The sequence below is a fragment of the Acinetobacter sp. CIP 64.2 genome (genome assembly GCF_000369645.1).
Taxonomy (GTDB): Bacteria; Pseudomonadota; Gammaproteobacteria; order Pseudomonadales; family Moraxellaceae; genus Acinetobacter.
The window spans coordinates 2,075,865-2,099,938 of the sequence record NZ_KB850122.1; the positions used below are offsets into that span (position 1 = coordinate 2,075,865).

Annotated in this window: 21 protein-coding genes and 1 riboswitch; of the genes, 11 read left to right on the top strand and 10 right to left on the bottom strand. The window is 42.7% G+C overall.

Annotation, left to right across the window (positions count from 1 at the left end; genetic code table 11):
- Positions 1-6: 6 nt before the first annotated feature.
- Together trpB and F895_RS01475 are read right to left on the bottom strand one after the other, a co-directional pair.
- A complete protein-coding gene (trpB, locus tag F895_RS01480) occupies positions 7-1,251 on the bottom strand; it encodes a tryptophan synthase subunit beta (RefSeq protein WP_005244201.1) in 1,245 nt (414 codons plus the stop codon).
- A complete protein-coding gene (locus F895_RS01475) occupies positions 1,232-1,891 on the bottom strand; it encodes a phosphoribosylanthranilate isomerase (protein WP_005244203.1) in 660 nt (219 codons plus the stop codon). The genes trpB and F895_RS01475 overlap by 20 nt, the downstream gene beginning before the upstream one ends.
- A 119-nt stretch (positions 1,892-2,010) precedes the next feature.
- Positions 2,011-2,225, top strand: a riboswitch (cobalamin riboswitch).
- Positions 2,226-2,259: 34 nt separating this feature from the next.
- Between F895_RS01475 and F895_RS01470 the strand changes: the two genes are divergently transcribed.
- The 3 genes from F895_RS01470 (at position 2,260) to F895_RS01460 (ending at position 5,549) form a co-directional block, all read left to right on the top strand.
- Positions 2,260-4,116: a TonB-dependent receptor plug domain-containing protein gene (locus tag F895_RS01470; RefSeq protein ID WP_005244205.1), complete on the top strand. Its 1,857-nt coding sequence runs from the start codon at positions 2,260-2,262 to the stop codon at positions 4,114-4,116.
- A gap of 104 nt (positions 4,117-4,220) precedes the next feature.
- Positions 4,221-4,808: a cob(I)yrinic acid a,c-diamide adenosyltransferase gene (locus F895_RS01465; protein WP_005244207.1), complete on the top strand. Its 588-nt coding sequence runs from the start codon at positions 4,221-4,223 to the stop codon at positions 4,806-4,808.
- Positions 4,809-4,829: 21 nt separating this feature from the next.
- Positions 4,830-5,549, top strand: a complete 720-nt coding sequence (locus F895_RS01460) for a glycerophosphodiester phosphodiesterase (protein ID WP_005244209.1) — start codon at positions 4,830-4,832, stop codon at positions 5,547-5,549.
- A gap of 30 nt (positions 5,550-5,579) precedes the next feature.
- Here F895_RS01460 and F895_RS01455 read toward each other — a convergent pair whose 3' ends face one another.
- A complete protein-coding gene (locus tag F895_RS01455) occupies positions 5,580-6,104 on the bottom strand; it encodes an META domain-containing protein (RefSeq protein WP_005244211.1) in 525 nt (174 codons plus the stop codon).
- A 211-nt stretch (positions 6,105-6,315) separates the two neighbouring features.
- Here F895_RS01455 and F895_RS01450 point away from each other — a divergent pair, with 211 nt between their 5' ends.
- The 3 genes from F895_RS01450 (at position 6,316) to F895_RS01440 (ending at position 9,659) form a co-directional block, all read left to right on the top strand.
- Entirely contained in the window at positions 6,316-7,485 is a 1,170-nt protein-coding gene (locus tag F895_RS01450; RefSeq protein ID WP_005244213.1) for an acyl-CoA desaturase, read from the top strand.
- Positions 7,486-7,622: 137 nt separating this feature from the next.
- The gene (locus tag F895_RS01445) at positions 7,623-9,065 is read left to right on the top strand and encodes a protein adenylyltransferase SelO (protein WP_010589782.1); all 1,443 of its coding nucleotides are present in this window, start codon (positions 7,623-7,625) and stop codon (positions 9,063-9,065) included.
- 12 nt (positions 9,066-9,077) lie between these two features.
- Positions 9,078-9,659 carry a L,D-transpeptidase family protein gene (locus tag F895_RS01440; protein ID WP_005244218.1) on the top strand — a complete coding sequence of 194 codons (582 nt, stop codon included), beginning with the start codon at positions 9,078-9,080 and terminating at the stop codon, positions 9,657-9,659.
- Positions 9,660-10,145: 486 nt separating this feature from the next.
- Here F895_RS01440 and F895_RS01435 read toward each other — a convergent pair whose 3' ends face one another.
- Together F895_RS01435 and baeS are read right to left on the bottom strand one after the other, a co-directional pair.
- Positions 10,146-10,832 carry a response regulator gene (locus F895_RS01435; protein ID WP_004652437.1) on the bottom strand — a complete coding sequence of 229 codons (687 nt, stop codon included), beginning with the start codon at positions 10,830-10,832 and terminating at the stop codon, positions 10,146-10,148.
- A 45-nt stretch (positions 10,833-10,877) separates the two neighbouring features.
- The gene (baeS, locus tag F895_RS01430; protein ID WP_005244220.1) at positions 10,878-12,548 is read right to left on the bottom strand and encodes a sensor histidine kinase efflux regulator BaeS; all 1,671 of its coding nucleotides are present in this window, start codon (positions 12,546-12,548) and stop codon (positions 10,878-10,880) included.
- A gap of 131 nt (positions 12,549-12,679) precedes the next feature.
- Here baeS and F895_RS01425 point away from each other — a divergent pair, with 131 nt between their 5' ends.
- The 4 genes from F895_RS01425 (at position 12,680) to F895_RS01410 (ending at position 17,732) form a co-directional block, all read left to right on the top strand.
- Positions 12,680-13,054 carry a hypothetical protein gene (locus F895_RS01425; protein ID WP_005244222.1) on the top strand — a complete coding sequence of 125 codons (375 nt, stop codon included), beginning with the start codon at positions 12,680-12,682 and terminating at the stop codon, positions 13,052-13,054.
- A 311-nt stretch (positions 13,055-13,365) separates the two neighbouring features.
- Complete coding sequence (locus tag F895_RS01420) at positions 13,366-15,168, top strand: acyl-CoA dehydrogenase C-terminal domain-containing protein (RefSeq protein WP_005244225.1); 1,803 nt, start codon at positions 13,366-13,368, stop codon at positions 15,166-15,168.
- Between the two features lie 162 nt (positions 15,169-15,330).
- Positions 15,331-17,112 carry an acyl-CoA dehydrogenase C-terminal domain-containing protein gene (locus tag F895_RS01415; protein ID WP_005244226.1) on the top strand — a complete coding sequence of 594 codons (1,782 nt, stop codon included), beginning with the start codon at positions 15,331-15,333 and terminating at the stop codon, positions 17,110-17,112.
- A gap of 122 nt (positions 17,113-17,234) precedes the next feature.
- The gene (locus F895_RS01410; protein WP_005244229.1) at positions 17,235-17,732 is read left to right on the top strand and encodes a phosphate-starvation-inducible protein PsiE; all 498 of its coding nucleotides are present in this window, start codon (positions 17,235-17,237) and stop codon (positions 17,730-17,732) included.
- Between the two features lie 41 nt (positions 17,733-17,773).
- On the opposite strand, the gene F895_RS01405 is transcribed toward F895_RS01410, so the two are convergent.
- Together F895_RS01405 and F895_RS01400 are read right to left on the bottom strand one after the other, a co-directional pair.
- A complete protein-coding gene (locus F895_RS01405) occupies positions 17,774-18,145 on the bottom strand; it encodes an RcnB family protein (RefSeq protein WP_005244231.1) in 372 nt (123 codons plus the stop codon).
- A 153-nt stretch (positions 18,146-18,298) separates the two neighbouring features.
- Positions 18,299-18,790 (bottom strand): RcnB family protein, encoded by a 492-nt coding sequence (locus tag F895_RS01400; protein WP_005244235.1) that lies wholly within the window; start codon positions 18,788-18,790, stop codon positions 18,299-18,301.
- 179 nt (positions 18,791-18,969) lie between these two features.
- Here F895_RS01400 and F895_RS01395 point away from each other — a divergent pair, with 179 nt between their 5' ends.
- On the top strand, positions 18,970-19,407 hold the full coding sequence (locus F895_RS01395) for a hypothetical protein (protein ID WP_026040138.1): 438 nt from the start codon (positions 18,970-18,972) through the stop codon (positions 19,405-19,407).
- Positions 19,408-19,483: 76 nt separating this feature from the next.
- Here the strand turns inward: F895_RS01395 and F895_RS01390 are convergent, their stop codons facing one another.
- The 3 genes from F895_RS01390 to znuD form a co-directional block, all read right to left on the bottom strand.
- Complete coding sequence (locus F895_RS01390; RefSeq protein WP_005244239.1) at positions 19,484-20,290, bottom strand: hypothetical protein; 807 nt, start codon at positions 20,288-20,290, stop codon at positions 19,484-19,486.
- A gap of 25 nt (positions 20,291-20,315) precedes the next feature.
- Positions 20,316-21,779 carry a phospholipase D family protein gene (locus F895_RS01385; RefSeq protein WP_010589784.1) on the bottom strand — a complete coding sequence of 488 codons (1,464 nt, stop codon included), beginning with the start codon at positions 21,777-21,779 and terminating at the stop codon, positions 20,316-20,318.
- Between the two features lie 79 nt (positions 21,780-21,858).
- A complete protein-coding gene (gene znuD / locus F895_RS01380; protein ID WP_005244243.1) occupies positions 21,859-23,907 on the bottom strand; it encodes a zinc piracy TonB-dependent receptor ZnuD in 2,049 nt (682 codons plus the stop codon).
- Positions 23,908-24,074 lie beyond the last annotated feature (167 nt).

A 24,074-nucleotide genomic window follows, 5' to 3' on the forward strand; every position in this document is an offset into this window, starting at 1 on the left:
AAAGACCTACATATCAACCATTTCAACGCCATCAATACGTGCAACCGTCATCAAGTCCTTATCACCACGACCTGAAACTGTTGCAATAATGATTTGATCTTTTGACATGGTTGGCGCAAGTTTAGTGACATAGGCCATTGCATGTGAGCTTTCAAGTGCAGGAATAATCCCTTCAATCTTGGTCAAATCACGGAAACCTTGTAAGGCTTCATCATCGTTGATTGGCACATATTCAACACGGTTCATGTCTTTTAGGAAACTGTGCTCAGGACCAACACCTGGATAATCCAAACCTGCCGAAATACTGTGAGTTTCAATGATCTGGCCTTGCGCATCCGACATCAAGTAAGTACGGTTACCATGTAATACTCCCACATGACCTGCATTTAATGGTGCAGAATGTTTACCTGTTTCAATGCCATAGCCTGCTGCTTCAACACCATACATTTTCACATCCTGATCATTCAGGAACGGATAGAACAGGCCCATCGCATTTGAACCACCACCCACACAAGCGACTAAAGCATCTGGCAAGCGCCCTGCTTGTTCTTGAATTTGACGGCGTGCTTCACGTCCAATAATCGATTGGAAATCACGAACCAATTGTGGATATGGATGCGGACCAGCCACGGTACCAATCACATAATAGGTACTATCAACATTGGTGACCCAGTCACGCATTGCTTCGTTCATGGCATCTTTCAATGTTTTTGAACCACTTTGCACGGGCACCACCGTCGCACCCAGCAAACGCATACGGTAGACATTCATGGCCTGACGTTTTACGTCTTCAGCACCCATGTATACTACACATTCCATCCCTAAACGTGCCGCAATCGTTGCCGTCGCCACACCATGTTGACCCGCACCAGTTTCCGCAATGATACGCTTCTTACCCGACAGCTTTGCCAATAATGCCTGACCAATGGTGTTGTTGACCTTATGCGAACCGGTATGGTTCAGGTCTTCACGTTTCAGGTAAATTTGCGCACCGCCGAGGTGCTGAGACCATCGTTCAGCATAATACAGCGGACTAGGACGACCAACATAGAAGGCAAGATCACGGTCAAATTCAGCCAAGAATTGAGCATCATTCTTCATACGACCATAAAGACTTTCGAGGTCTTCAAGTGCAGCCATCAGCGTTTCTGATACAAAACGTCCACCATGAATACCGAAATGCCCTTGCGCATCTGGAAACTGGGTGTAGTCAATCACTTGATTTTTTTGACTAAGGCTTTGCTGATCCACGTTGGACTCCTTGCATAAATTTTTCAATCAGTTGTTGGTCTTTTATACCTTTTGCGGATTCGACGCCTCCGCTGACATCCACAGCAAATGCCGCTGTAGTATCAATAGCTTCACTGACATTTTCAGGGGTTAAGCCCCCTGCCAAGATGAGTGGAATTTCAAGTTGTGGAAATTGGTTCCAGTCAAAACTGTGCCCTGTGCCACCTTTCAATTCAGGATGCCATGCATCCAACAGCACCGCACTGGCACCTGCGGACTGATAACGTTGAATTTCAGCCACCACATTCAGGTCTGGTTTAACCTGAATGGCCTTATACCAGCGACGTTTGCATTGTGATGCAATTTGTTGGCATTGTTCAGGTGTTTCATCACCATGTAGTTGTAATACATCCAAAGGAACTGAATCAAGCACCGTCTGTATTTCTTTAGCGCTGGCATTTACAAATAAGCCGACCAACTGTACGTAGGGCGGCACCAGCTCTGCCAAGGTTTTTGCCTGCTCAATGCTGACATGACGTGGGCTCGATGGAAAGAAGACAAAGCCAATCGCATCTGCACCTGACTCGACAACGGCATGGATATCTTGTGCTCGGGTAATTCCACAAATCTTGGCGCGGGTTCGCATTTGGCTTTGGCGCATGGGCTGTCCAATTTAAACTGAATATTTTTGAAACTTTGGCATTGTAATGCAATTTGACCCACTTTGGGCAAAGTTCATTCGGAATTGCAATTGTTTAAAAAACGTTAACACTTTATACTTTGCGTAATCTTGCAACAAGTCTAAAGCAAATTCTTTTGCTTATAGGGAAGTTGGTGAAATTCCGACACTGCCCTCGCAACGGTAACATCGAATCACTCATCTCAGCTCAACGCCAAATCACTGCATCGGTATGATGTGGGAAGATGATGAGTAACATCATTTATTTAATGATTATAGTGAAGTCCGGAGACCTGCTTGTTGTTTATTTCCACATTATCATTCACGACGGGTGAATGTCTGGAGTACGCATGTCTACTGCTTTTCAACCAACGCGTTTAGTTGGTGCTATCGCTATTGCGATGGGGTTTTCTTCACCAGCTTTTGCTCAAGATCAATCAAGCGATAAAACTGCAACGCTAGATACGATTGTTGTGACGGCATCCCGTACTGAACAAAAAATCAGTGATGTACCTGCGCGAATCAATATCATTGAACCAAAGATTCTCGAACAATCGCCAATCGCCTCTTTGCCAGAATTATTACAAACTGATGCTTCAATCAATATGGTACAAAGTGGTGGTTATGGCCAAGCTGCCTCTATCTTTTTGCGTGGTACCAATTCAAATCACACCTTACTTTTAAGAGATGGCGTTCGCCTCAACTCAAACACATCTGGTACAGCCTCATTACCATTTATCGATACCACAGATATTAAACAGATTGAAGTATTGAAGGGCCCTGCATCAGTATTATATGGCGCTGATGCAATTGGTGGGGTTGTACAACTCATTTCAAAAACACCTGAAAAAACTTCTGCTTTTGTAACAGGTGAAATTGGTGAAAATAAAACCTATAAATCTGTGATCGGTGCAGATTTAGCAGAAAATGGTTTTTATGCACAAATTCGTGGTCAACGTTTAGAAACGGATGGTACCCCTGTAACAGATGCAAAAAACAATAAAAAAGCAAGCTTTGACCAAAAAGGTTATAGTGCAAAAGTTGGCGTTGATAAAGCGCAATATGCCGCTTCGGTGGATTACAGTGAAAACCAAGGCTACAGTGACTACGATAACTATGGTAACTTAGTTTCCCAAGACTTTAAAAATGAAGCGATCAATGTAAAAGGCCGTCTCAATGTTCTAGAAAACCTTGCAGTACATGCCCGTCTTTCACAATATAAAGATAATATCGATCAAAATACTTCTTCAGATTATGTACATAGTACAACTCAGGAAGCTGAACTCTACACAAAGTGGCAAGTTACCCCCACTCAGAATATTTTAGTTGGCTCAACCTTTAAAGATATTAAAGGAAATGTATACTCGAAAAATTTATTTGGCGGGCAAGATGTTAAATACAATGAATCTGTAGATACCATTGGTTATTTTGCTCAGCACCAGTATCAACACAACGGCTTAGAGACTCAGGTTGGTGTTCGTGTTGAAGATAATGATAAATTTGGTACACATACTGTCGGTCAGGGTGCTATTCGCTATCAGTTATTGCCCCTTACAAGCATATATGCCAATGTAGGTTCAGCCTTCCGTGCACCAACTACAAATGACTTGTATGCCTTATCTTGGGGTGCAAATCCTGACTTAAAACCAGAAGAAAGTTTTTCTTATGAAATCGGTGTAGATCAAAAGTTAAATTACAATATCGACTTAGGCCTATCAGTTTATCGCAATAAAGTGGACAACCTCATTAACTTCCAAGCAGGAAAGTTAATTAATGTCAATAAAGCAACCTTTACTGGTGGTGAAGCGTCATTTAAATGGCAACAAGATGAACTCTTTTTAAGCACCACTTATGCTTATGTACAAGCAAAAGATGATGAAACTAAAAAAGACTTAACTCGTCGCCCACGTCAAAGCCTAACTCTTACAACGGGATGGGATGATGGAGAATACGGTGTTTCAGCTTCTGTTGTTGCGAAATCAAATTCAAAAGACTTTGCGGATTGGCCATCAACAACACCAACAACGACTCCAGGCTATGTCACCACGAATGTAAATGTGTATTGGCAACCTATCCCAATGATTAAACTCTTTGCAAACATTGAAAACATTGGTGATGTAAATTATAAAACTGCTTATAACGGTAACGGCGTGTACTACATCAACGGCGGTCGCCTAGCTTCTGCGGGTGTCACATTCCGTTATTAATTGCGTGATAAAATCATAAAAAATATTTTCTTAACTCCAGTTTCGGGGTAATGTTCTGACCGACATTATCCCCTTTTTATTTTCAGGATCAGAGAAACAGCACTATGGGACATCGTTTAAGTAAAATCTATACCCGTACAGGTGACTCAGGCACAACTGGCCTAGGGGATGGCTCACGCGTTGCCAAAGATGATTTACGCATTGCAGCTTTGGGCGATGTCGATGAACTCAATGCCACCATTGGCGTGCTTCGTGCACAAATCAGTGCCAGCCAAGTTGCAGATAAAGCACGTTGGGACAAAAGTTTAAGTCTGATCCAGCACTGGTTATTCGATTTAGGCGGTGAGGTGTGTATTCCAAACTATCATTTACTGCAGCCCGTATGCATTGATTTTCTTGAAAAAGAAATCGACCACATGAATGAATCGCTGCCGATGTTAAAAGACTTCATTTTACCATCAGGCACTTTAGCTTGTAGTTATGCACATCAAGCTCGTGCAATGTGCCGTCGTGCAGAACGTGCTTTATTGTCAGTACATCATCGTGACCAAAATATTCAGGCAACCGCATTACAATTACTCAATCGATTATCGGACTGGCTGTTTGTTGCTTCACGTGCCTTACAACGTGCTGAAGGTGGTAACGAAGTGTTGTGGCAAAAGAATATTAATGACAGTATCGATCAAGCATAATCATTTGTTGGATAGATAAAGATGCGAATTATTGGTCATCGTGGTGCGCGTGGCGAAGCGCCCGAAAACACATTAGGTGGATTCCGCTATCTGCATGATTTAGGTGTACGTGCCGTTGAATTTGATGTGCGCCAACTGAAAGATGACCACTTGGTGGTGATTCATGATGATGATTTTGTACGTACGGCAGGTCGTTCACAGCAAGTTGAAAACAGTAGCTTAGTTGAAGCCCAGCAATTCGATCACAGCCATCAGTGGCAAGCTTGGGCCTGTGAAGAATATACTCCTAGCCTGCAACAAGTGCTGGATTGCCTCACTGACTTTGAACATATCGAAGTGGAGATTAAGGCAGTTGCAGACGAAGCAGCCGCGGAGCGCTTGATTGTACAATTGCAGCATGATTTAAAAGGTTTTGAAGCCACCGCAACCATTACCAGCTTTGATGTCAAAATCCTGTCTGCCCTACAGCAACAACAGAGTTCGTTTAAACGTGGACTACTGGTTGAAATTCCCATTGGTGAATATGCGATCGAGTTGGCGCAGCAGTATGGCTGTTGCCAGATTGGTTGGGGAGATTTATTGGCAACAGATGAAATCATTCAACGGACTCAACAGGCTAATCTTGAGATCAGTGTCTGGACTGTGAATGAAGTTGAACGTGCCAAACATTTACAACAACTCGGCATCCAAGGTCTAATTACCGATATCCCAAGTACCATGTTGCAGTATTTCAAATCATAAAAAGGCGGAAATCATTCCGCCTTTTTATTGTCATTTGCGTTGTGCCTGAATCAAACGCTGCCCTTTGGCATCTAATAAATATAAGTTTGTACCCTCTAACTGAAAGCGTTCAACCCGTTGAATCGCATCCATCAAGTCAGCCTCTTGCGCTAGAGCACGATTACAGCTCTGATGCTGTGCCATCACATCAAAATCCAGTTTACGTTGTGCAAAGTCATATTTATAGCGTCCATAGATATTGTTGCAGCCAGTATGACCTGTCACCATCTTTGAAGCCGAGTTAAGCGAGAAACTTGGGTACTGATTAAAGAACAATGCCTTTCTATTCTGGATACTGATGATCTGCCATTCAATATCTTGAACACCATCCACGCTCTTACGCACTTGCATTGTAGGGGGTTGAGCCACTCGCTTAGGTTGTAAGCTATGTTTCTGCACTGGTTTCGGTTGGCTTTGGCAGGCTGCAAGCATGACCGCAGCAGAGAATATTAAAGTTTTGTTAAAAAATGCCTTCAAAGAAAAAATCGGATTTTTCATGGTAATTTGCTCAGACATTGATTTATTTCACCTTTTAATTCATTGATCAAATTTATGAATGAATTCTGTTACTGTTCTTTCGATACAACTGTAGAATAATACTAGTGCTAACTGATTTGGACATGCTAATATCAGTGATAAAATAGCAATATATCGTCATGATTGGTTTTGCTATCTCGTTTAGTTTTATTATCTTGTGCAAACAAGGTTTTTAGGAGCGCTGACGGATATGACTTCCGCCCCACTCAAAAAGGCACCCATCAACTGGACTGCTAGCATTACCTTAATTGGAACACCAATTCTTGCCGCTATTTTAATTCCTTTGTACGCTTATTATTATGATTTTAGTGTAAGTGCGTGGGTAAGCATGATCTTCTTGCTTGCACTCAGCAGCTTGGGAATTACCGCAGGCTATCACCGTCTTTGGGCACACCGTGCTTATGAAGCGGCATTACCGCTTAAAATTTTATTGATGATTGGTGGTACCTTTGCCGTTCAAAACAGTATTTTGTTCTGGGCTTCGGGGCACCGTACGCATCACCGTCATGTCGATGATGTCGACCAAGATCCTTATTCAATCAAACGTGGATTTTGGTATGCTCACCTAGGTTGGATGATCCGCGACCACTCTCCATCAGAACCCGATTTCAAAAATGTCCCTGATTTGCTGAATGATAAACTGGTGATGTTCCAACACAACTACTATGTACCAATGGTGATTGCGGTTCATGTTGGTGTGCTGGGCTTAATTGGTTGGGCAACAGGCGATATCTGGGGCGTCATCTTGCTTGGTGGTTTATTGCGTTTGATCATTAGCCATCATGTCACCTTCTTCATCAACTCGCTTTGCCACATGTGGGGCAAACGACCTTATACCGATGAAAACACCGCACGTGACAACTTTGTGTTGGCGATCTTCACTTGGGGTGAGGGCTATCACAATTATCACCATATCTTCCAGTACGACTATCGTAATGGGGTGAAATGGTGGCAATATGACCCAACCAAATGGTTGATCTGGACCAGTTCTAAACTCGGTTTGGCAAAAAATCTACGTCGTATTCCAAGCTTTAATATCAAGAAAGCTGAACTTGCGATGAAGTTTAAATATGCTGAACGTGACTTGGCGATTTATGGTCATGATGTCAATACCGACATCGTGCAAATGAAACAACGTATTGCCCAAGAATATGAAGCTTTTACCCATACCTTAAATGATTGGGCAAAGCTGAAAGAACAAGAACTTCACGCGAAGAAAGCCGCGATGGCTGAAAAAATCCATCAGATGGATCACAAACTTAAAGTTGATTTTCAGTTGCTTGAACATCGCTTAAGCCATCATCGTGAATGTTTAGAAACCTTGATGCGCAACATTAAAAAAGCGCCTGTTTCTGAATAACAAATTGCTTAACGAAAATGGTCTCTCATGAGGCCATTTTTTATGTCTACCCATCCACACGCTCTTCTCGCAACGGCTCACCATTTCATGCTGATATTTGCTATAGTCATGATTCAGCCCTCTCTGATGTTTCGTTTATGCAATTCAATTCCCGCTATGCTTCGCTTAACCCCAAACTCTATCACCAGCAACAACCAAGTCCGTTGCGTGGTGCTAAAGCAGGCCATTTTAATGAAGCTTTGGCTGATGAGTTGCAATGGAACGAAGAAGATAAAGCCAACTGGGTTGAGATTTGTAGCGGTCAAAAAACTTTTGCTGAATTTCCTCCACTCGCGATGGTCTATGCGGGGCATCAATTTGGACAATGGGCTGGGCAACTCGGTGATGGTCGTGGTCTATTGATCGGACAAATCCTGAATCAGCAAGGACAAACCATCGACCTTCATCTCAAAGGTGCAGGTTCAACCCCCTACTCACGTATGGGGGATGGCCGAGCAGTTCTGCGTTCCGTCATACGTGAATATTTAGCCGGTCATGCATTAAATGCACTGGGTGTCGCATCCAGTCATGCTGTGGGTTTTACCACCTCGACTCAAGGCGTGCAGCGCGAAACCCTTGAGCTCGGTGCAATGCTGTTGCGTACTTCTGAATGCCATATTCGTTTGGGTCATTTTGAGTGGATCAATCAATATGCCCCTGAGCTGTTAGCTGAATTCACACAAAAATGTATTGAATGGCATTATCCAGAATGCCTAGAAGCTGGAAATCCGATTCTTGCATTTGCCCAAGCAGTGATTGAGCGCACTGCCATCATGATTGCCAAATGGCAATTGGTGGGTTTTGCACATGGGGTGATGAATACTGACAATCTCAATATTACTGGCTCCACTCTGGATTTTGGTCCATATGGCTTTATGGAACGTTTCCGCCCAAATTGGATAAATAACCATTCCGATTACCAAGGCCGTTATACCTATCAGAATCAACCCAGCATTGGTCATTGGAATCTATGGACATGGCTGAATAATTTAATTCCATTGGCAACAGCAGAAAATAAAGAACAATTCAAACTCGATCTAGCAGCATGTTTAGAACGGTTTGAGCCGACCTTCTTACAACATTATGGGCAAGGTCTATGTCAAAAAATGGGGCTGCCAGAGTTTCATAAAGACAGTCTGGATTGTAGTTTTGCCTTTCTCGGAATTTTGCAAACCGAGCAATTGGATTACACCCAAAGTTTTCTGCGTTTACAACAACAGGATTACAAAGCTTTAAGAGATGATTGTATCCATGTGCAGCAGTTCGATGATTTCCTGACCCGCTATCAAAATATCCGACAGCATCAAGATACCGATGCCTTAGATGCGCTGATGCAACAAGTTAATCCACAATATACCCTGCGTAACCATATGGCACAGAAAGCCATTGAGCTTGCGCAGCGTGGTGATTTTAGCGAGGTTGATCGTTTGTTTAAGTTACTGAATCAGCCTTATCAAAAACAGCCTGACTTAGAAACAGAAGCAGATATCTCACCATTGCCAAGTGACATGCCTGAAATTTCTGTCAGTTGTTCATCTTAGCAGAAGAAATCTATGAAAATTGGGCTGATGATTGGATGTGCGATTTTAATCCTGTTATTGGGACTGGCTTACTTCCAGTATGGCAAGTTCATTCCGACATTGGGATCGGTACATCAGCCCCTTTCAGCCCAAGAAATACAAAAGCTCCAACAGAGTAAACCCGTGACCTCAATTGAAGTGTTTAAAAGCCAGCGCATTTTACAATTGAAACATCAACAGGAAGTCATTCGCAGCTATCCAATCCGTTTAGGCTTTGATCCAATCGGACACAAACAGTTTGAAGGTGATGGTAAAACCCCTGAAGGTAGCTATTCAATTGACTGGCGCAATCCACAGAGTGCTTACTATAAATCTTTGCATATCTCTTACCCCAATGTGGATGATATAAGCTATGCCAAACAGCAGGGCCAATCTGCGGGTGGTAATGTGATGATTCACGGTACTGTGCCAACACGAGCCACATCCGTTCCTGCAAGCGCAAGCTATATGCCACGTAAAGACTGGACGCTGGGCTGTATTGCAGTGACCAACTCGGATATGGATGAAATATGGCTATTGGTCTCTGACCATACCTCTATTATTATTCACCCATGATGAGATAACCGTTCAGGTTGGTTTTGCGGATAAAGGCAATGATCAAACTGCACAAGGCTTATGCAGAGGATAAGTTTATCATCTGAAATCAGTCACAGTTCACCGTCACAATACATCACAAGCAATTGTAAAGTAATGTAAAATTCCTCTACTTATAAAAAGCTGATACTTAAGTTATCACCAGAAAAGAAGATAATTTCGACAAAAGCTTTGCGAAACTATCCACATTTTCTGTGGATAACACTGTGGTTATCCACAGGATAAAACTTTTTACCTACTTCATCCTTATTATCTTCAAGACTCATCTTATTTTCAGGCTTTCTACACCAAGAACAAATCATCAGCTAATCCGTGAAAACTGTTCCACATTTTCTTGGATATGAGCCGCGTTGAAGCGGCACAAGGGACTATAGCAGTGCAAGGTCTTGTAACCGCGCAATCGGAGCGAAAACAACCCAAGCGATATTATCGGATAAGGTAAATGATTTACTCATCTGGATATTCAAAACGATAACCGACGCCGTACACTGCTTGAATCCATTCATGACGATTTCCTGTATCCGCAGCCTCTGAAATCTTACGACGCAGATTTTTAATATGGCTATCAATCACACGGTCTGCCACATCAAAGCTGTCTGGATTGATATGATCGAGCAACTGCGCACGTGAATAGACCTGTCCAAGATGTTCTAAAAACAGCTCCAATAAACGGAATTCTGTTGGCGTCAAGGTCAGTGCTTTTTGCTGATACCAGATCCGTTGCTGAGCTTTATCAATACGGAACAGATCATTTTGCTCAGGTTCCGCTTTACGTTCTAACCGACGTAATACCGCCTGTACACGGGCAACCAGTTCTTTTGGACTAAAAGGCTTACAGATATAATCATCTGCACCCATATTCAGACCCAAAACACGATCAATTTCTTCAGTACGTGCAGTCACCATAATGATCGGCAAATCAGACTGCTCACGTACTTTACGGCAAATGGTTAGGCCATCCATACGTGGCACCATTAAGTCCAGAATCATGAGACTCGGTTTACGTTGTTGAAACTGGGTATAGGCGTCTTGGCCATCATGAAACATACTGACTTCAAAACCAGCAGCTTCTAAGTAATCACGAACCAACTGTGCCAGTTCAACTTCATCTTCAACCAACATAATATGTTTCATGGTTTTCATCCTATCCATCATCCTCAACACAAGAGGATCTAAAAGTTATTTGATCTGTTTTGGGAAAGTCAGCACACAACGTAATCCACCTAAAGGTGAATGCTCAAAAGTGAGTGAGCCACCTAAGGCTTGTGCCAGTTTACATGATAAAGCCAAACCTAAGCCGGTTCCGCCTGTACTACGGGTACGTGAATCATCAACACGATAGAAACGCTCACCAAGACGTGCCAGTTGCTCATCATTCACACCCAATGGACTGTCATCCACATACATTATCCATTGTTGCTCATTTTGTTGAGTATGAATCTGTATTTTTCCACCTTGTTCCGTGTAACGAACGCAGTTACCTAGCAGATTGACAATAATCTGTTTAAAGCGATCACGGTCTAAAGATAAGGTTGTACCTTCTCCTGACAACATCACCTCAAGCTGGTTTTGCTCAAATGTCGATTTGAAATTTTCGACTTCTTGTACGACCACATCCCATGGATTGACTTCAGCAAAATAGCATTTCAGCTGTTGTGCATCGGCTTGAGCCAGATCAGCCAAATCTTGAGTTAACTTTTTCAAAGTACTGACCTGACGCATCATGGCATTCAGATGCTCAGGCGTGCCTTTACGAATCCCATCCTGCATGGCTTCAATTTGGGCCTGTAATACCGCCAAGGGTGTTTTCAGTTCATGTGACGTATCTGACACCCATTGACGACGAGATTCTTCATGCTGATGTAAAATATCGGCCAAATGATTGAGCTGATTAGACAAATCACCCAACTCATCATTACGCTTAATCATCACCTGATGCTGATAATTACCACGGGTCAATTCTAACGTTGCATTCAATAAGCGTTGAATTGGCTTTTTAAAGTACGTTGCCATCAATAAGGCAGCCACCAAACTTGAGAGCACCGTTAATGCATAGACCAAAAGTAAATAGCGTTTTTGATTACTAAAGAAGTTAATACTGGATGCATCATCCTGATCTAATACAGGTTTTAGTCCTAGATAGCCCACCACCCGATCATCCACAATAATTGGACGGAACGAGATCTGATCCGTGGCGGGTTCACCCACAATAAACTGCTGCTTTTCATCATATAAAGAGAGGCGTGAACTCAAACCCAAACGGTCAGGAATCGAGACAAAACGCTTTTTGCCGTGTTCCATCGAGGTATTTAATTTGCTTTCCTGCCTGTCCTCTTTTCCATCTTTCTTTAAACGGAACTGACTTGGGCTTAAGGGAAAGCGTAGCCCCTCAAAAGGCTGATATTCAGAAGGTAAATTTTGTTTCAGAATTTTGAGTTCTTCATCATTGAAAATCTGCCGATTTCTGATCTCCACATTATTTTGTGCTAAAGAGGGAGACATACTTAACAGGGTATGATCATTAAAATAACGTTGCTGCAAGGCAATATCATACTGACGACGTAACCACCATTGAGACAGTCGATCATAGTCATCTGGCGCCGCTGTGCCTTCAATCTGTAGAATTTGTGCCTGAATTGCATTACCCCAGTCATGATAAACCGTATAGACATTGCCTAGGTTGGCAATCAAACGATCCAGCTTTTGCATTTCCACATCGGCCACATAACGGGCAAAGTTCTTTTGCATGGTCCAATGCAAAACTCCCAGACTGATCGTTGCAATCAGCAAGGTAGTGAGTAATACCGTTAAAAACAGGCGTAAGGCTAAGGGCACGCGACGAACATTCAAAAGCTGGGTCTCAATAGTGTTCTATTTGTGGATTGTAACCAACATGGTCGAAAAAAACTCTCCATTGTTTCTTCATCTTTATTATCTAATCTTTAACCATCACATCTCAACTGATAACGCTGGATAAAACAATGAATAAGACAAAAATCGTATTGATGACCACTCTACTCAGTTCTGTTTTAGGCTTGGCTGCATGTCAATCGACCGCGCCAGCGGAACAATCGATGGATCGTGATCATCACCGCCATAATATGCAACGTGCGCCTCTAACACCAGAACAACGTGCTGAATGGCAAGCCAAACGTGAGCAACGCTTAGAACAACGTGAACAAATGCGTCAGGAACATCAGGCTCAACGTGCGCAGATTGAACAGGCTTGCCAAGGTAAACGTATCGGGGACCGTGTCAATGTTCAATGGAATAATCGTGTCATTCAAGGGACTTGTGAGGTCCGCTTTACCCCAGACAAATCCCAATTCAAGCGTCAAACTAACGCAACCACTTAATCCCCTCTTCCTCATAGGCGCTGTTCAAGCGCCTTTTTTTCATTGAGATAAAAGCTATATTTTTAACTACACAGCTGCTTACGATTTTACCTCTGCAATTTAAGTCAAAATCCAGAAAACCACCTACAATCTACACGCTTAAACAGGTTGAACCATAAACTTTGACTTCACAGTCACTAAGAAATGACCTGCAAAAGCTTGTACCGAACTATAACTTGTTGCACGATTAGCGTTACCAAATGGTGCTCTTGGGCACATTAAACATTGACTAAGATTATAACTCTGGTTTAACCAGTATTGAGGAACCCGCTATGCCACAATACAAAGCACCCTTACGTGATATGCAGTTCGTATTGCACGAATTATTAAATGCTGAAGCACATTACGCGAAACTTCCTGCATTTCAAGACACAGTAAGCCGTGAATTGGTTGATCAATATTTAGAAGCAGCGGCTGATTTCTGCGAAAACGAACTTTCTCCTTTAAACCAAGTGGGCGACCGCGAAGGTTGTACTTGGAATGACGGCGTTGTAACAACACCTACAGGCTTTAAAGAAGCGTATCAAAAATATATCGAACTTGGTTTCCCTTCTCTTTCTGCTGATGAAGAATTTGGCGGTCAAGCATTACCAAACTCTTTAGGGATTGCGATCTCTGAAATGGTCGGTACAGCTAACTGGTCATGGGGTATGTACCCAGGTCTTTCTCATGGTGCGGTGCGTACGTTAGAACATCACGGTTCTGACGAACAAAAGAACACTTACTTGCCAAACCTTGTTTCTGGTGTTTGGACTGGAACCATGTGCTTAACTGAATCTCATGCAGGTTCTGACCTTGGTATTATCCGTTCTAAAGCTGAACCAAATGCAGATGGCAGTTATGCAATCTCTGGCGAGAAAATCTTTATCTCTGCTGGTGAACATGATATGGCTGAAAACATCATCCATATCGTACTTGCACGTTTACCTGGCGCGCCAAAAGGTACAAAAGGGATTTCATTATTCATCGTGCCTAAATTCCACGTGAATGCTGACGGTTCTATCGGCGAGCGTAATGCGGTTCGCTGTGGTTCGATTGAACACAAAATGGGTATCCATGGTAACGCAACTTGCGTGATCAACTTTGATCAAGCAAAAGGTTACTTGATTGGTCCTGAAAACCGTGGTTTAAACTGTATGTTCACCTTCATGAACACAGCACGTATTGGTACAGCGGTTCAAGGTTTATCTGCATCTGAATCGTCTTTCCAAGGCGCTTTGGCTTATGCGAAAGACCGTTTAGCCATGCGTTCTCTTTCTGGTCCTAAAGCACCTGAAAAAGAAGCTGATCCAATTATCGTTCATCCTGCTGTTCGCAACATGCTTTTAACGCAAAAATCATTTGCTGAAGGTGGTCGTGCACTAGTTTATTTATTGGCTCAATACGCAGACATCGTTGAAAAAGGTGCCACTGAAGAAGAGCGTAAGTTTGCTGACAACATCTTGTCTTTGTTAACGCCAATTGCAAAAGCATTCTTAACTGAAACGGGTTCTGAATCTGCGAAGCACGGTGTACAAGTCTTTGGTGGTCACGGCTTCATTTCTGAACATGGTATGGAGCAAATCGTACGTGATACGCGTATTGCTTGCTTGTACGAAGGTACCACCGAGATTCAAGCGCTTGATTTGTTAGGTCGTAAAGTATTGCAAACTCAAGGTGCAATGTTGAAAGACTTCACCAAGATCATCCATAAATTTGTTGAAGCAAACAAAGACAATGCGGCAATGCAAGAATTCATTGCGCCATTGGCTGCTGCCAACAAAGAATGGGGCGATATCACCATGCAAATCGGTATGCGTGCGATGCAGAATCCAGATGAAGTGGGTGCAGCTGCAGTTGATTACCTCTACTTCGCAGGTTATGTCACGCTTGCTTACTTATGGGCGCGTATGGCACTTGTTGCGCAAGAGAAATTGGCTGAAGGTACGACTGATGTTGACTTCTACAATGCGAAAATCACTACAGCTCGTTTCTACTTCAAGAAGATCTTGCCACGTGTTCGCTCACATGTAGACGTACTTTCAACTGGCGTTGCGCCATTGTTTGAACTTGATGCGGAACACTTCGCTTTCTAAACATAGTTTAGAATGAGATGCAACGTTCATCACAGAAAAAGGACTGGTCAGTTTTGACCGTCCTTTTTTTGTTTAATCAATGCTAAATTGATACCATTCAATTTATTTGTTCGTTTTATTTGATCACTTTGCACATGACACTGTGCCTAGAAGGGAACGATTATGCCAATTTACAATGCGCCTTTAGCAGACATGAAATTCATCTTGAATGATGTATTTAAAGCAGAACAATTCTGGCAGTCTAATGAGAAACTGGCTCATGTAGATGCTGCAACAGCTGAAGCAATTTTAGAAGAAATGGCGAAGTTTGCCCAAAACGTGACACATCCGTTAAACCGTACGGGTGATGAAGAAGGCGCACGTTGGGAAAATGGTGAAGTTTTCACCCCGGCAGGTTTTAAAGAAGCATTCCGTCAATACGCTGAAGGCGGTTGGATCGGCTTAGGTGCGGACGAAGAATGGGGCGGTCAGGCCATGCCAAAAATGCTGACTGTCCTGTCTGATGAGATGTTATTCGCGACCAACCCATCATTCATGCTCTACCCGCTTCTTTCTGTGGGTGCAGGTATGGCTTTAAACAGCTATGCATCACAAGAGCAAAAAGAAACTTATTTACCTAAAATCTACTCTGGTGAATGGTCAGGTACCATGTGCTTAACCGAACCACATGCGGGTACGGATTTAGGGATCATCAAAACTAAAGCTGAACGTAATGAAGATGGTACGTATAACATTACCGGTACTAAAATCTTCATCACTGGCGGTGATAATGACCTCGCTGAGAATATCATTCATCTTGTTCTTGCGAAAACACCGGATGCGCCTGCGGGTTCACGCGGTATTTCGTTATTCATCGTACCGAAATTCTTGGTCAATAAAGATGGTTCTTTAGGTGAGCGTAACCCGGTTGGCCCAGGCTCAATCGAACACAAGATGGGCATCAAAGCCTCTGCAACATGTGTGATGAACTTTGATGGTGCTAAAGGTTACCTCGTAGGTAAAGAAAATGAAGGCCTTGCTGCGATGTTCGTGATGATGAATTACGAACGTTTGTCGATGGGTATTCAAGGTCTTGGGGCTTCTGAATTTGCTTATCAAAATGCAGCACAATATGCGACTGACCGCTTACAAGGTCGTAGCGCGTCTGGCGTTCAATCACCAAACAAGCCAGCGGATAGCATTTTAGTACATGGTGATGTACGTCGTATGTTGCTCAATGTCCGTGCCAACAACGAAGCGTCTCGTGCATTTGCAGTATATGTCGGTCAGCAACTGGATATCACCAAGTTCTCAACCGATGCGGAAGCCGTGAAGAAAGCCAACGACCGCGTTGCCTTATTAACACCAATTGCAAAAGCGTATTTGACTGACACGGCTTTCCAAGCAACTCTAGATGCACAAATGGTCTTCGGTGGACACGGTTATATCCGTGAATGGGGTATGGAACAATGTATCCGTGACCTTCGTATTGCTCAAATTTACGAAGGAACCAACGGCGTTCAATCTCAAGATTTAATTGGTCGTAAAACCATTAAATGTGGTGGTGCATTCATCGCAGAATACATCACAGAGATTCGTGACTTTGCCAATGATTTAGATACGGACTTGAACTTTATTAAAGATGCAACTTTAGACGCTGCAACTGAAATTGAAGCGATCACGCAGTTCATTATTGAGCAAGCAGCTGAAAACGTAGATTTTCCAAATGCTGCTGCAGTTGATTACCTACATGCAGTCGGCCTACTCAGCTTCGCCTATATGTTTGCAAAAATCGCTGCTGCTGCAAAAGACAAGTCTGGTGATTTCTATCAGAACAAACTGGCTTTGGCACAATATTTTGTAGACCGTATCTTGCCTGAAATTGATGCGCGTTTAGCGAAGATCAAAGCGGGTTCTGACTTGATCATGAACTTCAGCGAAGATTACTTCACCAATCAAGCTTAATTTAGCTTGGTCATAAAAACTGCTTCGGCCATTTGGTTGAGGCAGTTTTTTTTATCGCTATAATAAAATCAGCATAAAACTTGCATAATATTCTAATAATCATGTTGAGCATCTGAATCGCTATGTCGAACCCTAAAGAGAAACTTGAAGGTTTATCTCGCCTATTCGACCGCTTCGGTCACTATGCGGTTGAAGCCTTTCATTATTTAGCCTTATTTATTATCGGCTGTATGATTGCATGGTCAGCCGTGCATACCGTGATCGAAATTCTGACGGTGAAACAGTACGCCAGCATTGATGACATCTTACTCTTATTTATCTATTTAGAACTCGGCGCCATGGTGGGGATTTATTTCAAGACCAACCATATGCCAGTGCGCTTTTTGATTTATGTCGCGATTACCGCCCTCACTCGCCTGTTGATCGCCGATATTCAGCATAACCATAAAGCCTCGATGGATTTAGTCATCACCACAGGTTCGATCTTAATTTTAGCGGTGGCAATTCTGGTGGTTCGTTTTGCATCATGGAACTACCCTTCTGTGATTCGGGGCAAAGATCAGGAACAACAATTGCCTTCCAATAAAACACCTCGACCACAAGATGACGAACTGGCATAAATAAAAAGCAGGCATTTGGCCTGCTTTTTATATTCGCGATTTTATCCAACCCGGAAGATACGATATTGGGAATCAACCAGCACATATTTGCCTTGTACTTGCATCCAGTTATAACCACGCGGTGGCTCATACAAACGATGGTAGCGATAATTTGAGACGATATAGCGGTTATTACGGAACTCGGAAGGTAAACGCTCACCACGTTTAAAATTAATATATTGACCATAATGCTTACCACGATCTCCATTCGACCAACGTGGTTGTTCACGATGATCATAACGGTGGTCATAACGATCATAGCGCTGATCATAACGATCTTTATAATCATGATTCCAACGATTTGAATCTGCCATTGCCGAAGCAGATATACCGAGCATTAAAGTCGATACCAATAACACCGCTGTCTTTTTCATTGTTTGATCCTCTATTTTTCGATCTGAAACCAGATTAAGAAAAACTCTAGGAGAAAGCATGAATAAAACCTGTCACATTGCAAAACTTTGTAATGAAATCCAAGAAATTATGGAGAATCATCTACAGACTAAATTTGAAAAAGCGATTTAAAATCAGCGAATAATTTCAATGGTAAAACTATCATCCGTCACCAAAAGATAACGTCCATCCACCATCACCCAATGGCGACCGCGCGGCGGTTCACGTAATGAATAATAATCCCAGTCCCGGACGATATAGCGTTCATTCCTGAATTGACCAGGTAATTCATTGCCAACCACAAAGGAGCCGCTTCGGTAACTGCGCTCATACTGTGTCTCTGGATAATATTCAACACGCACCCCAGGACGGTGATTCGGACGAGGATAATAGTTATTTTGATTGGGCTGATAATAATAGCCTTTTGGCGGTGCTGTTGGCGTATCACGCTGATTCGAGAATGCGAATGGATCTTGTGCAGGTGGCTGATAGGAAGATGAGGTCTGATGAGAAGAGTGACGTTCTACGCCACGATACCCCCCCCATGCATTATCTGCATAGCTCATCACAGGCAGAGAGCCCAATAGAACCGCTAAGCCATAAATATAGCGTTTAGATTGCATCATCATGATCTCCCTAAAATCAGAGTATGTTTTTATTTTAGAATAAAAAACCAGCACTGATGTTGTAATAATATTTTTTCAGATCAGCTGTTGCATTGCATTGATAAACAGCAGCTGCCTAAAGCCATCATTAGATATGCTAAAATCAATTTTTTGGTTTTGAGGCAACATCTGTGGCTGAAATGAATTTTGATCGTCTCTATCAATTTTTCTGTAAAGTTCCCAGCGTACAAGAATCTCGTATCGTTGCGCATGGTGCAGATGGTCAACATGCTTGGTGGTTTAAATTCAACATTGATGTTGAGCATCCGCTGGCATGGCAAACGGTTCAAGAACTCGGGCACGTCCTCAATTATTTATCCACCAATGAACGTTTACCCACTCAGTTCTTTCCCGTGTCTCCTCCCCCGTACATGAACGGTGAAGCTAAAGATTTCTTGGCGTGGGTAATCCAGTGTAATCATCCAGAATTCACACCAGATGTGGTCTGTGACTGGCTAGAAGCCCGTTTACCCAATCCAGTCGAAGATGAAACTCAGTGGAAAATCAAAACAGATTTAAGCGAACTTGAGCAATTGGCCGATAAAGATTTGGATCAGTTGATTCCTCCGAGCCCTTAATTCGAAGACTTGTCATCTTTTCAACGAGCTTAATGATCAATGATACCCAAGCTCGTTGAGATGCGGCTGTGAAGCACTATAAGTCGTAGCCCAAATACTCTTGTGGTGATTCCGAATAAGGTAAAATCAGATAATCATTTTTTAAAATCAGGGCTTTTATTTTTTCCTGATGAGAAATATCTAAAGGGTAAATCAAAGCAAGATCCTGAACCAAGTCATCAATCGTATCCGCTTTAAACGCTGATGTTTTGATCCACCCCAATAAAGCTGCCCCAAGGCCGATAAACTCAAAACCATAGTGCCGCATTTTCTCAATGATGGCAAAGTTTTCAAATGGATCAAAATCACAGGAGAAATAACCGTTCGGTAACATCGCCAATTTCAATGCTTCGGTTTCAACATCCGCAACTTTCACTTCAATCACACTCTCCATTGAAATCAATAGATTTTGATTAAAATAAATGATCGCCTCTAAATCACTTTCATCGTAATGCTGCATTTTCTCAGCAAAGTTTTCAAAGCGCAGCTGATGGGCTGGATCACTCAACTGTTGAAGATAATGCCGCAATTGCTTGGGTACACAAACATTTTGATAGGTCTGTTCCCAGCTTGGATCACCAACCTCAATCCCGTTCAGATCATCACTAAAATCAACATACAAGCGGTCATCCTCGACTGCATGCATCGAGGTATATTTTGCCTGTGCTGCATCATCCAGAATCAGAAACACTTTTTTGGGATAAACGTCTTGTTTCAGGCTCAGATAGCATTCCAGCAATTCAGCCCAACTGTGAATTTCAACAATATCAGCATAATGCTGGAGTTGATGCACAGCTAAATCAATCTGCTGATCCTGCCTAGTAGTCAGTTTAATTTTTGCCATTCCGTCGAACACCTGCTCTGCTCAATTAAAACGTCGATAACCCCGACCATTCCATAAAACGATACAGCCAGTATTTCGCCTTTGATTCATCCGCATATTTTGCATAATCAACCGTAATTTGACGACCATTGGCATTGGTCCATGCTGCATCAAAATACTGTCCTGCATCTTTAAGCACTGGCGCTTGTGCTGCACCAATCACCCGCATATCAGTCTCAAGATTATAATTTTTCAAATTCCGTGCAGTTAAGTTGGCTGAACCCAGAATAATTTCTGCTTGCTGCGCATTATATTTCAACAGCATTTTGCTATGGCACTGCTCGCCACGCGTGTCACACCAACGAATTGGAATGCCAGCGGCATGGAGTTCCGAAGCCACTTGACGATTTGGGATACCATTCTTTTTCAGACCGAACGCATCTTTGTTCGGATCAATCATGATGCGAATATTGACACCACGTTGCTGTGCTTGCTTCAGTGCATCAATGATATTGCGTTCCGACAAATAGAACATGGCCATATCCAGATGCTCTTTACTTTTCGCAGTCTGAATCATCTTTAAGACAGCCTCATAAATGGCCTTTTCAGTCAGCACTTGGACTTGAGGTAAGCTTTTATCTTCTGCCAGCCCGCCCATGATCACAAATGGACTAGAGCCATTAGACATATTGGCCACTGCTTGTTCGGTTTGCAGTATATCAATCGCGGTTGGGCCATCCACCACCAACGCCACATTGCTATGATGCGAACTACCATCATGTGGATTGGCTGAAGTTACCAAACTTTTCCAGCCGTCCACCGTATCCACGACCAAAGTTTTACGATGATTGGCTTTAAAATTAAAGAGTTCCAAATAGCTACGCAAAGTCACTTTATCTTTGCCAAATGGACTGCTTAACCATCCCCCTTCTGGATTATTCCCCAAGTTCTGGCAACAGATATACCAGAAACCTGACCAGAGTGGATTCGAGGCACGGAGTGGTTTTAAGTCCGTCTCGATGACTTCTACGCCGGCCTGACGTAACTGCTGATAATGCTGAGGTGTCATACCACCATAAACCGAGTTAATCGGATCGGTAATCACCACAATTTCAACCGTTGGATGCAAACGACGCTTTACGATTAAAGCATCAGTGAGCTCTTGCATCAAAGGAAACTGTTTGACTTTGGACTTTCCCACTTCCTGATTAAACAGGAACATATCCAGCACAATCGTGGTTTGTGCCTGATCGATCAACTGGAAAACTTCTTTGAAAATATGCTGATCAACCTGTTGTTGACCTTGCGTATCAATATAAGTCTGATCCGCCAAAAACTTCACATTGGCATGACGCAACTGACCCGTAAAATCCAGCCCTTTCGGGAGGGGTTTTACCGTGTGATAAATTGCCGAAGCAATGTATCCAATCGCAAAAATACACAATATGACTGCCATGTAACGACGACCTGACCAGTTTAATTTCCGATGAATTCGTTGGAAGATACGCATATAAACAAAAAAAGCCCTAGTCTAATGTGCTAAGGCTAGAGCTTATACTTTGATTTTTCAATAAGATTTAAGTGAAAAATTAGAAGTTAAAATTTACCCCAACGGTAAAGTTACGGCCCACTTGCGGAATCGTCGACAAGAACGATGCATGTTGATAAACCTGATCGTCAAGCAGGTTATTCGCATTCAGGAATACGCGGTAATCACCAACATTGCTATATTTACCCGTATATGCCACACCCAGATTCACCATGTTATAGCTTTGGGTATCCGTCTCATAGGCTGCAATTTTGTCTTGCTGGAACACATGATAATATTCCGCTGAACCACTAAAACCATCACCAAAGTCCGCATTTACTTTGGTACCTAGACGGCCTGCTGGTACTCTTGGTGCATTTTCATTGTCGATCTTGCCACGAACATAGTCTCCAAATACACCAACTTTATAAATTGGCGAAATTTGATAGCCAGCCTCGGCCTCGGCACCGTAGAAACGTGCCTGATCTTGTGTATATTTCACCAAGCGGAAATCTTTATAGCGGTCTAGAGTTTGTGCGTAGATATAGTCATCAAACCAGTTGTGATATACATGGACATGATAGTCAAACTTGTTATCGTCATAATGGAAGCCTAACTCCACATTATTAGACTTCTCTTTCTTCAATTGATCATCACCTAACTCATAGGTATTGGTCGCAAAATGTCCGCCATTCGCATATAACTCTTGTGCCAAAGGCAAACGTTCTTGATGTGAAGTTACCAATGAAAGTTTATAGTTCGGTGCAAATTCCCAGTTGGCGGCACCTGAAACAGAAAAGGCCGAACCACTGAAATCTTTTTTCGATGAGTCATCAATATCAATTTTTTGCTGGTCTGCACGTGCTGAGACTTCCACATGTACTTCATTAAATTGAGCATGCTCCAAGGCGAAAACACTCCACTTCTTGGTGGTATTTGGTGCCAAGAACGCTTCTTCACCCGTGAGTTCCAGTTTTTGCTGACCATATTGGGTTCCAATCACACCTTCCCAAGGACCGAGGGGATTGTGTACCAATTCCAGACGCCCATCATAGCCCTTGTTTTTAAAGCGCGTAGCAATCGTGCCTTCTTCAATTTCATCATGCTTATAATCGGTATAACTGGCTTGAGCACGTAACTTTTTAAAACCCGCAAATGGATCGTTTAGTTCAGTACGCACATCATAACGCTCAGATTTTAAATCGATCCAAGGACCAGACTCATCTGCGTGATCATGGCTGTGATCATTCCCGTCATTATGATCATGATCTCCACAATGCAAGCTTAAACCATGTAAATGGCAACTTTCATATTCATGGCTATGGCCTGGTAAACCATATTTATCTTGACGATTGCTATATGAAATTCCTGTAAAACCACGGTCATAAATCCAGGATAAACCGACATTCACCGTTTCACCTTTAGCAAAAGTATTGCCTACACGACGCTCTTTTTCACCTTCATGGAAATAGTCTGGTGCAATGTAGTCATTTGCTTCTCGATTTAAACCTTCCACACGTAAAGCCACCTGATCGCCTAAAGCAACCGTGACACCAGCGGTGGCCAGTTTTTCATCGCTACCCGTGTTATAGCGTAATCCAACATTCCCCTCGTAACCATTTGCAGGCATTTGCGTTGGAATTTTACTGTCCGTAACATTGACTAAACCACCGACCGTTCCAGCACCAAACAATAAGGTTGATGGCCCTCGGATCACTTCGACCTGCTTCGCCAATGCTGGATCAACCGTCACCGCATGATCTGGAGACAAGGTAGATACATCAATGTTTTCAGAAGAGTTTTGTAGAACCTTCACACGTGGACCATCCTGACCGCGAATCACAGGACGACTTGACCCAGCACCGAATTGATTGGAATAAATACCAGGCTCACTACTCAGTGCGTCACCAATGGTTACGGCCCCTTGCTGTAAATGTTTTTGGTCCACAACCGTATCGGCAACCGCAAAATCTTTAGAGGTTTGCTCAAGTGGATGTGCTTTAATTCGAATTGTATCTAGGGTTGAAACCTGTTCAGTTTCTGCTGCAAATGTGGACACAGATACAACAGCTAAAATAGATAAGGTCAGAATATTTTTGGAAAATGACATACCATGTCTCAAATCAGTTGTTTGCTACATTGTAATATTATAACATTTCATTTATTTTGCAATAAGAAACCGTCTCATAAAAAAACATTTGCCACACAACTTCTCCATGATTCCATGAATAGTCATTTTTCAACACTATGCTATGACAAGTTAACCAACACTTTTTA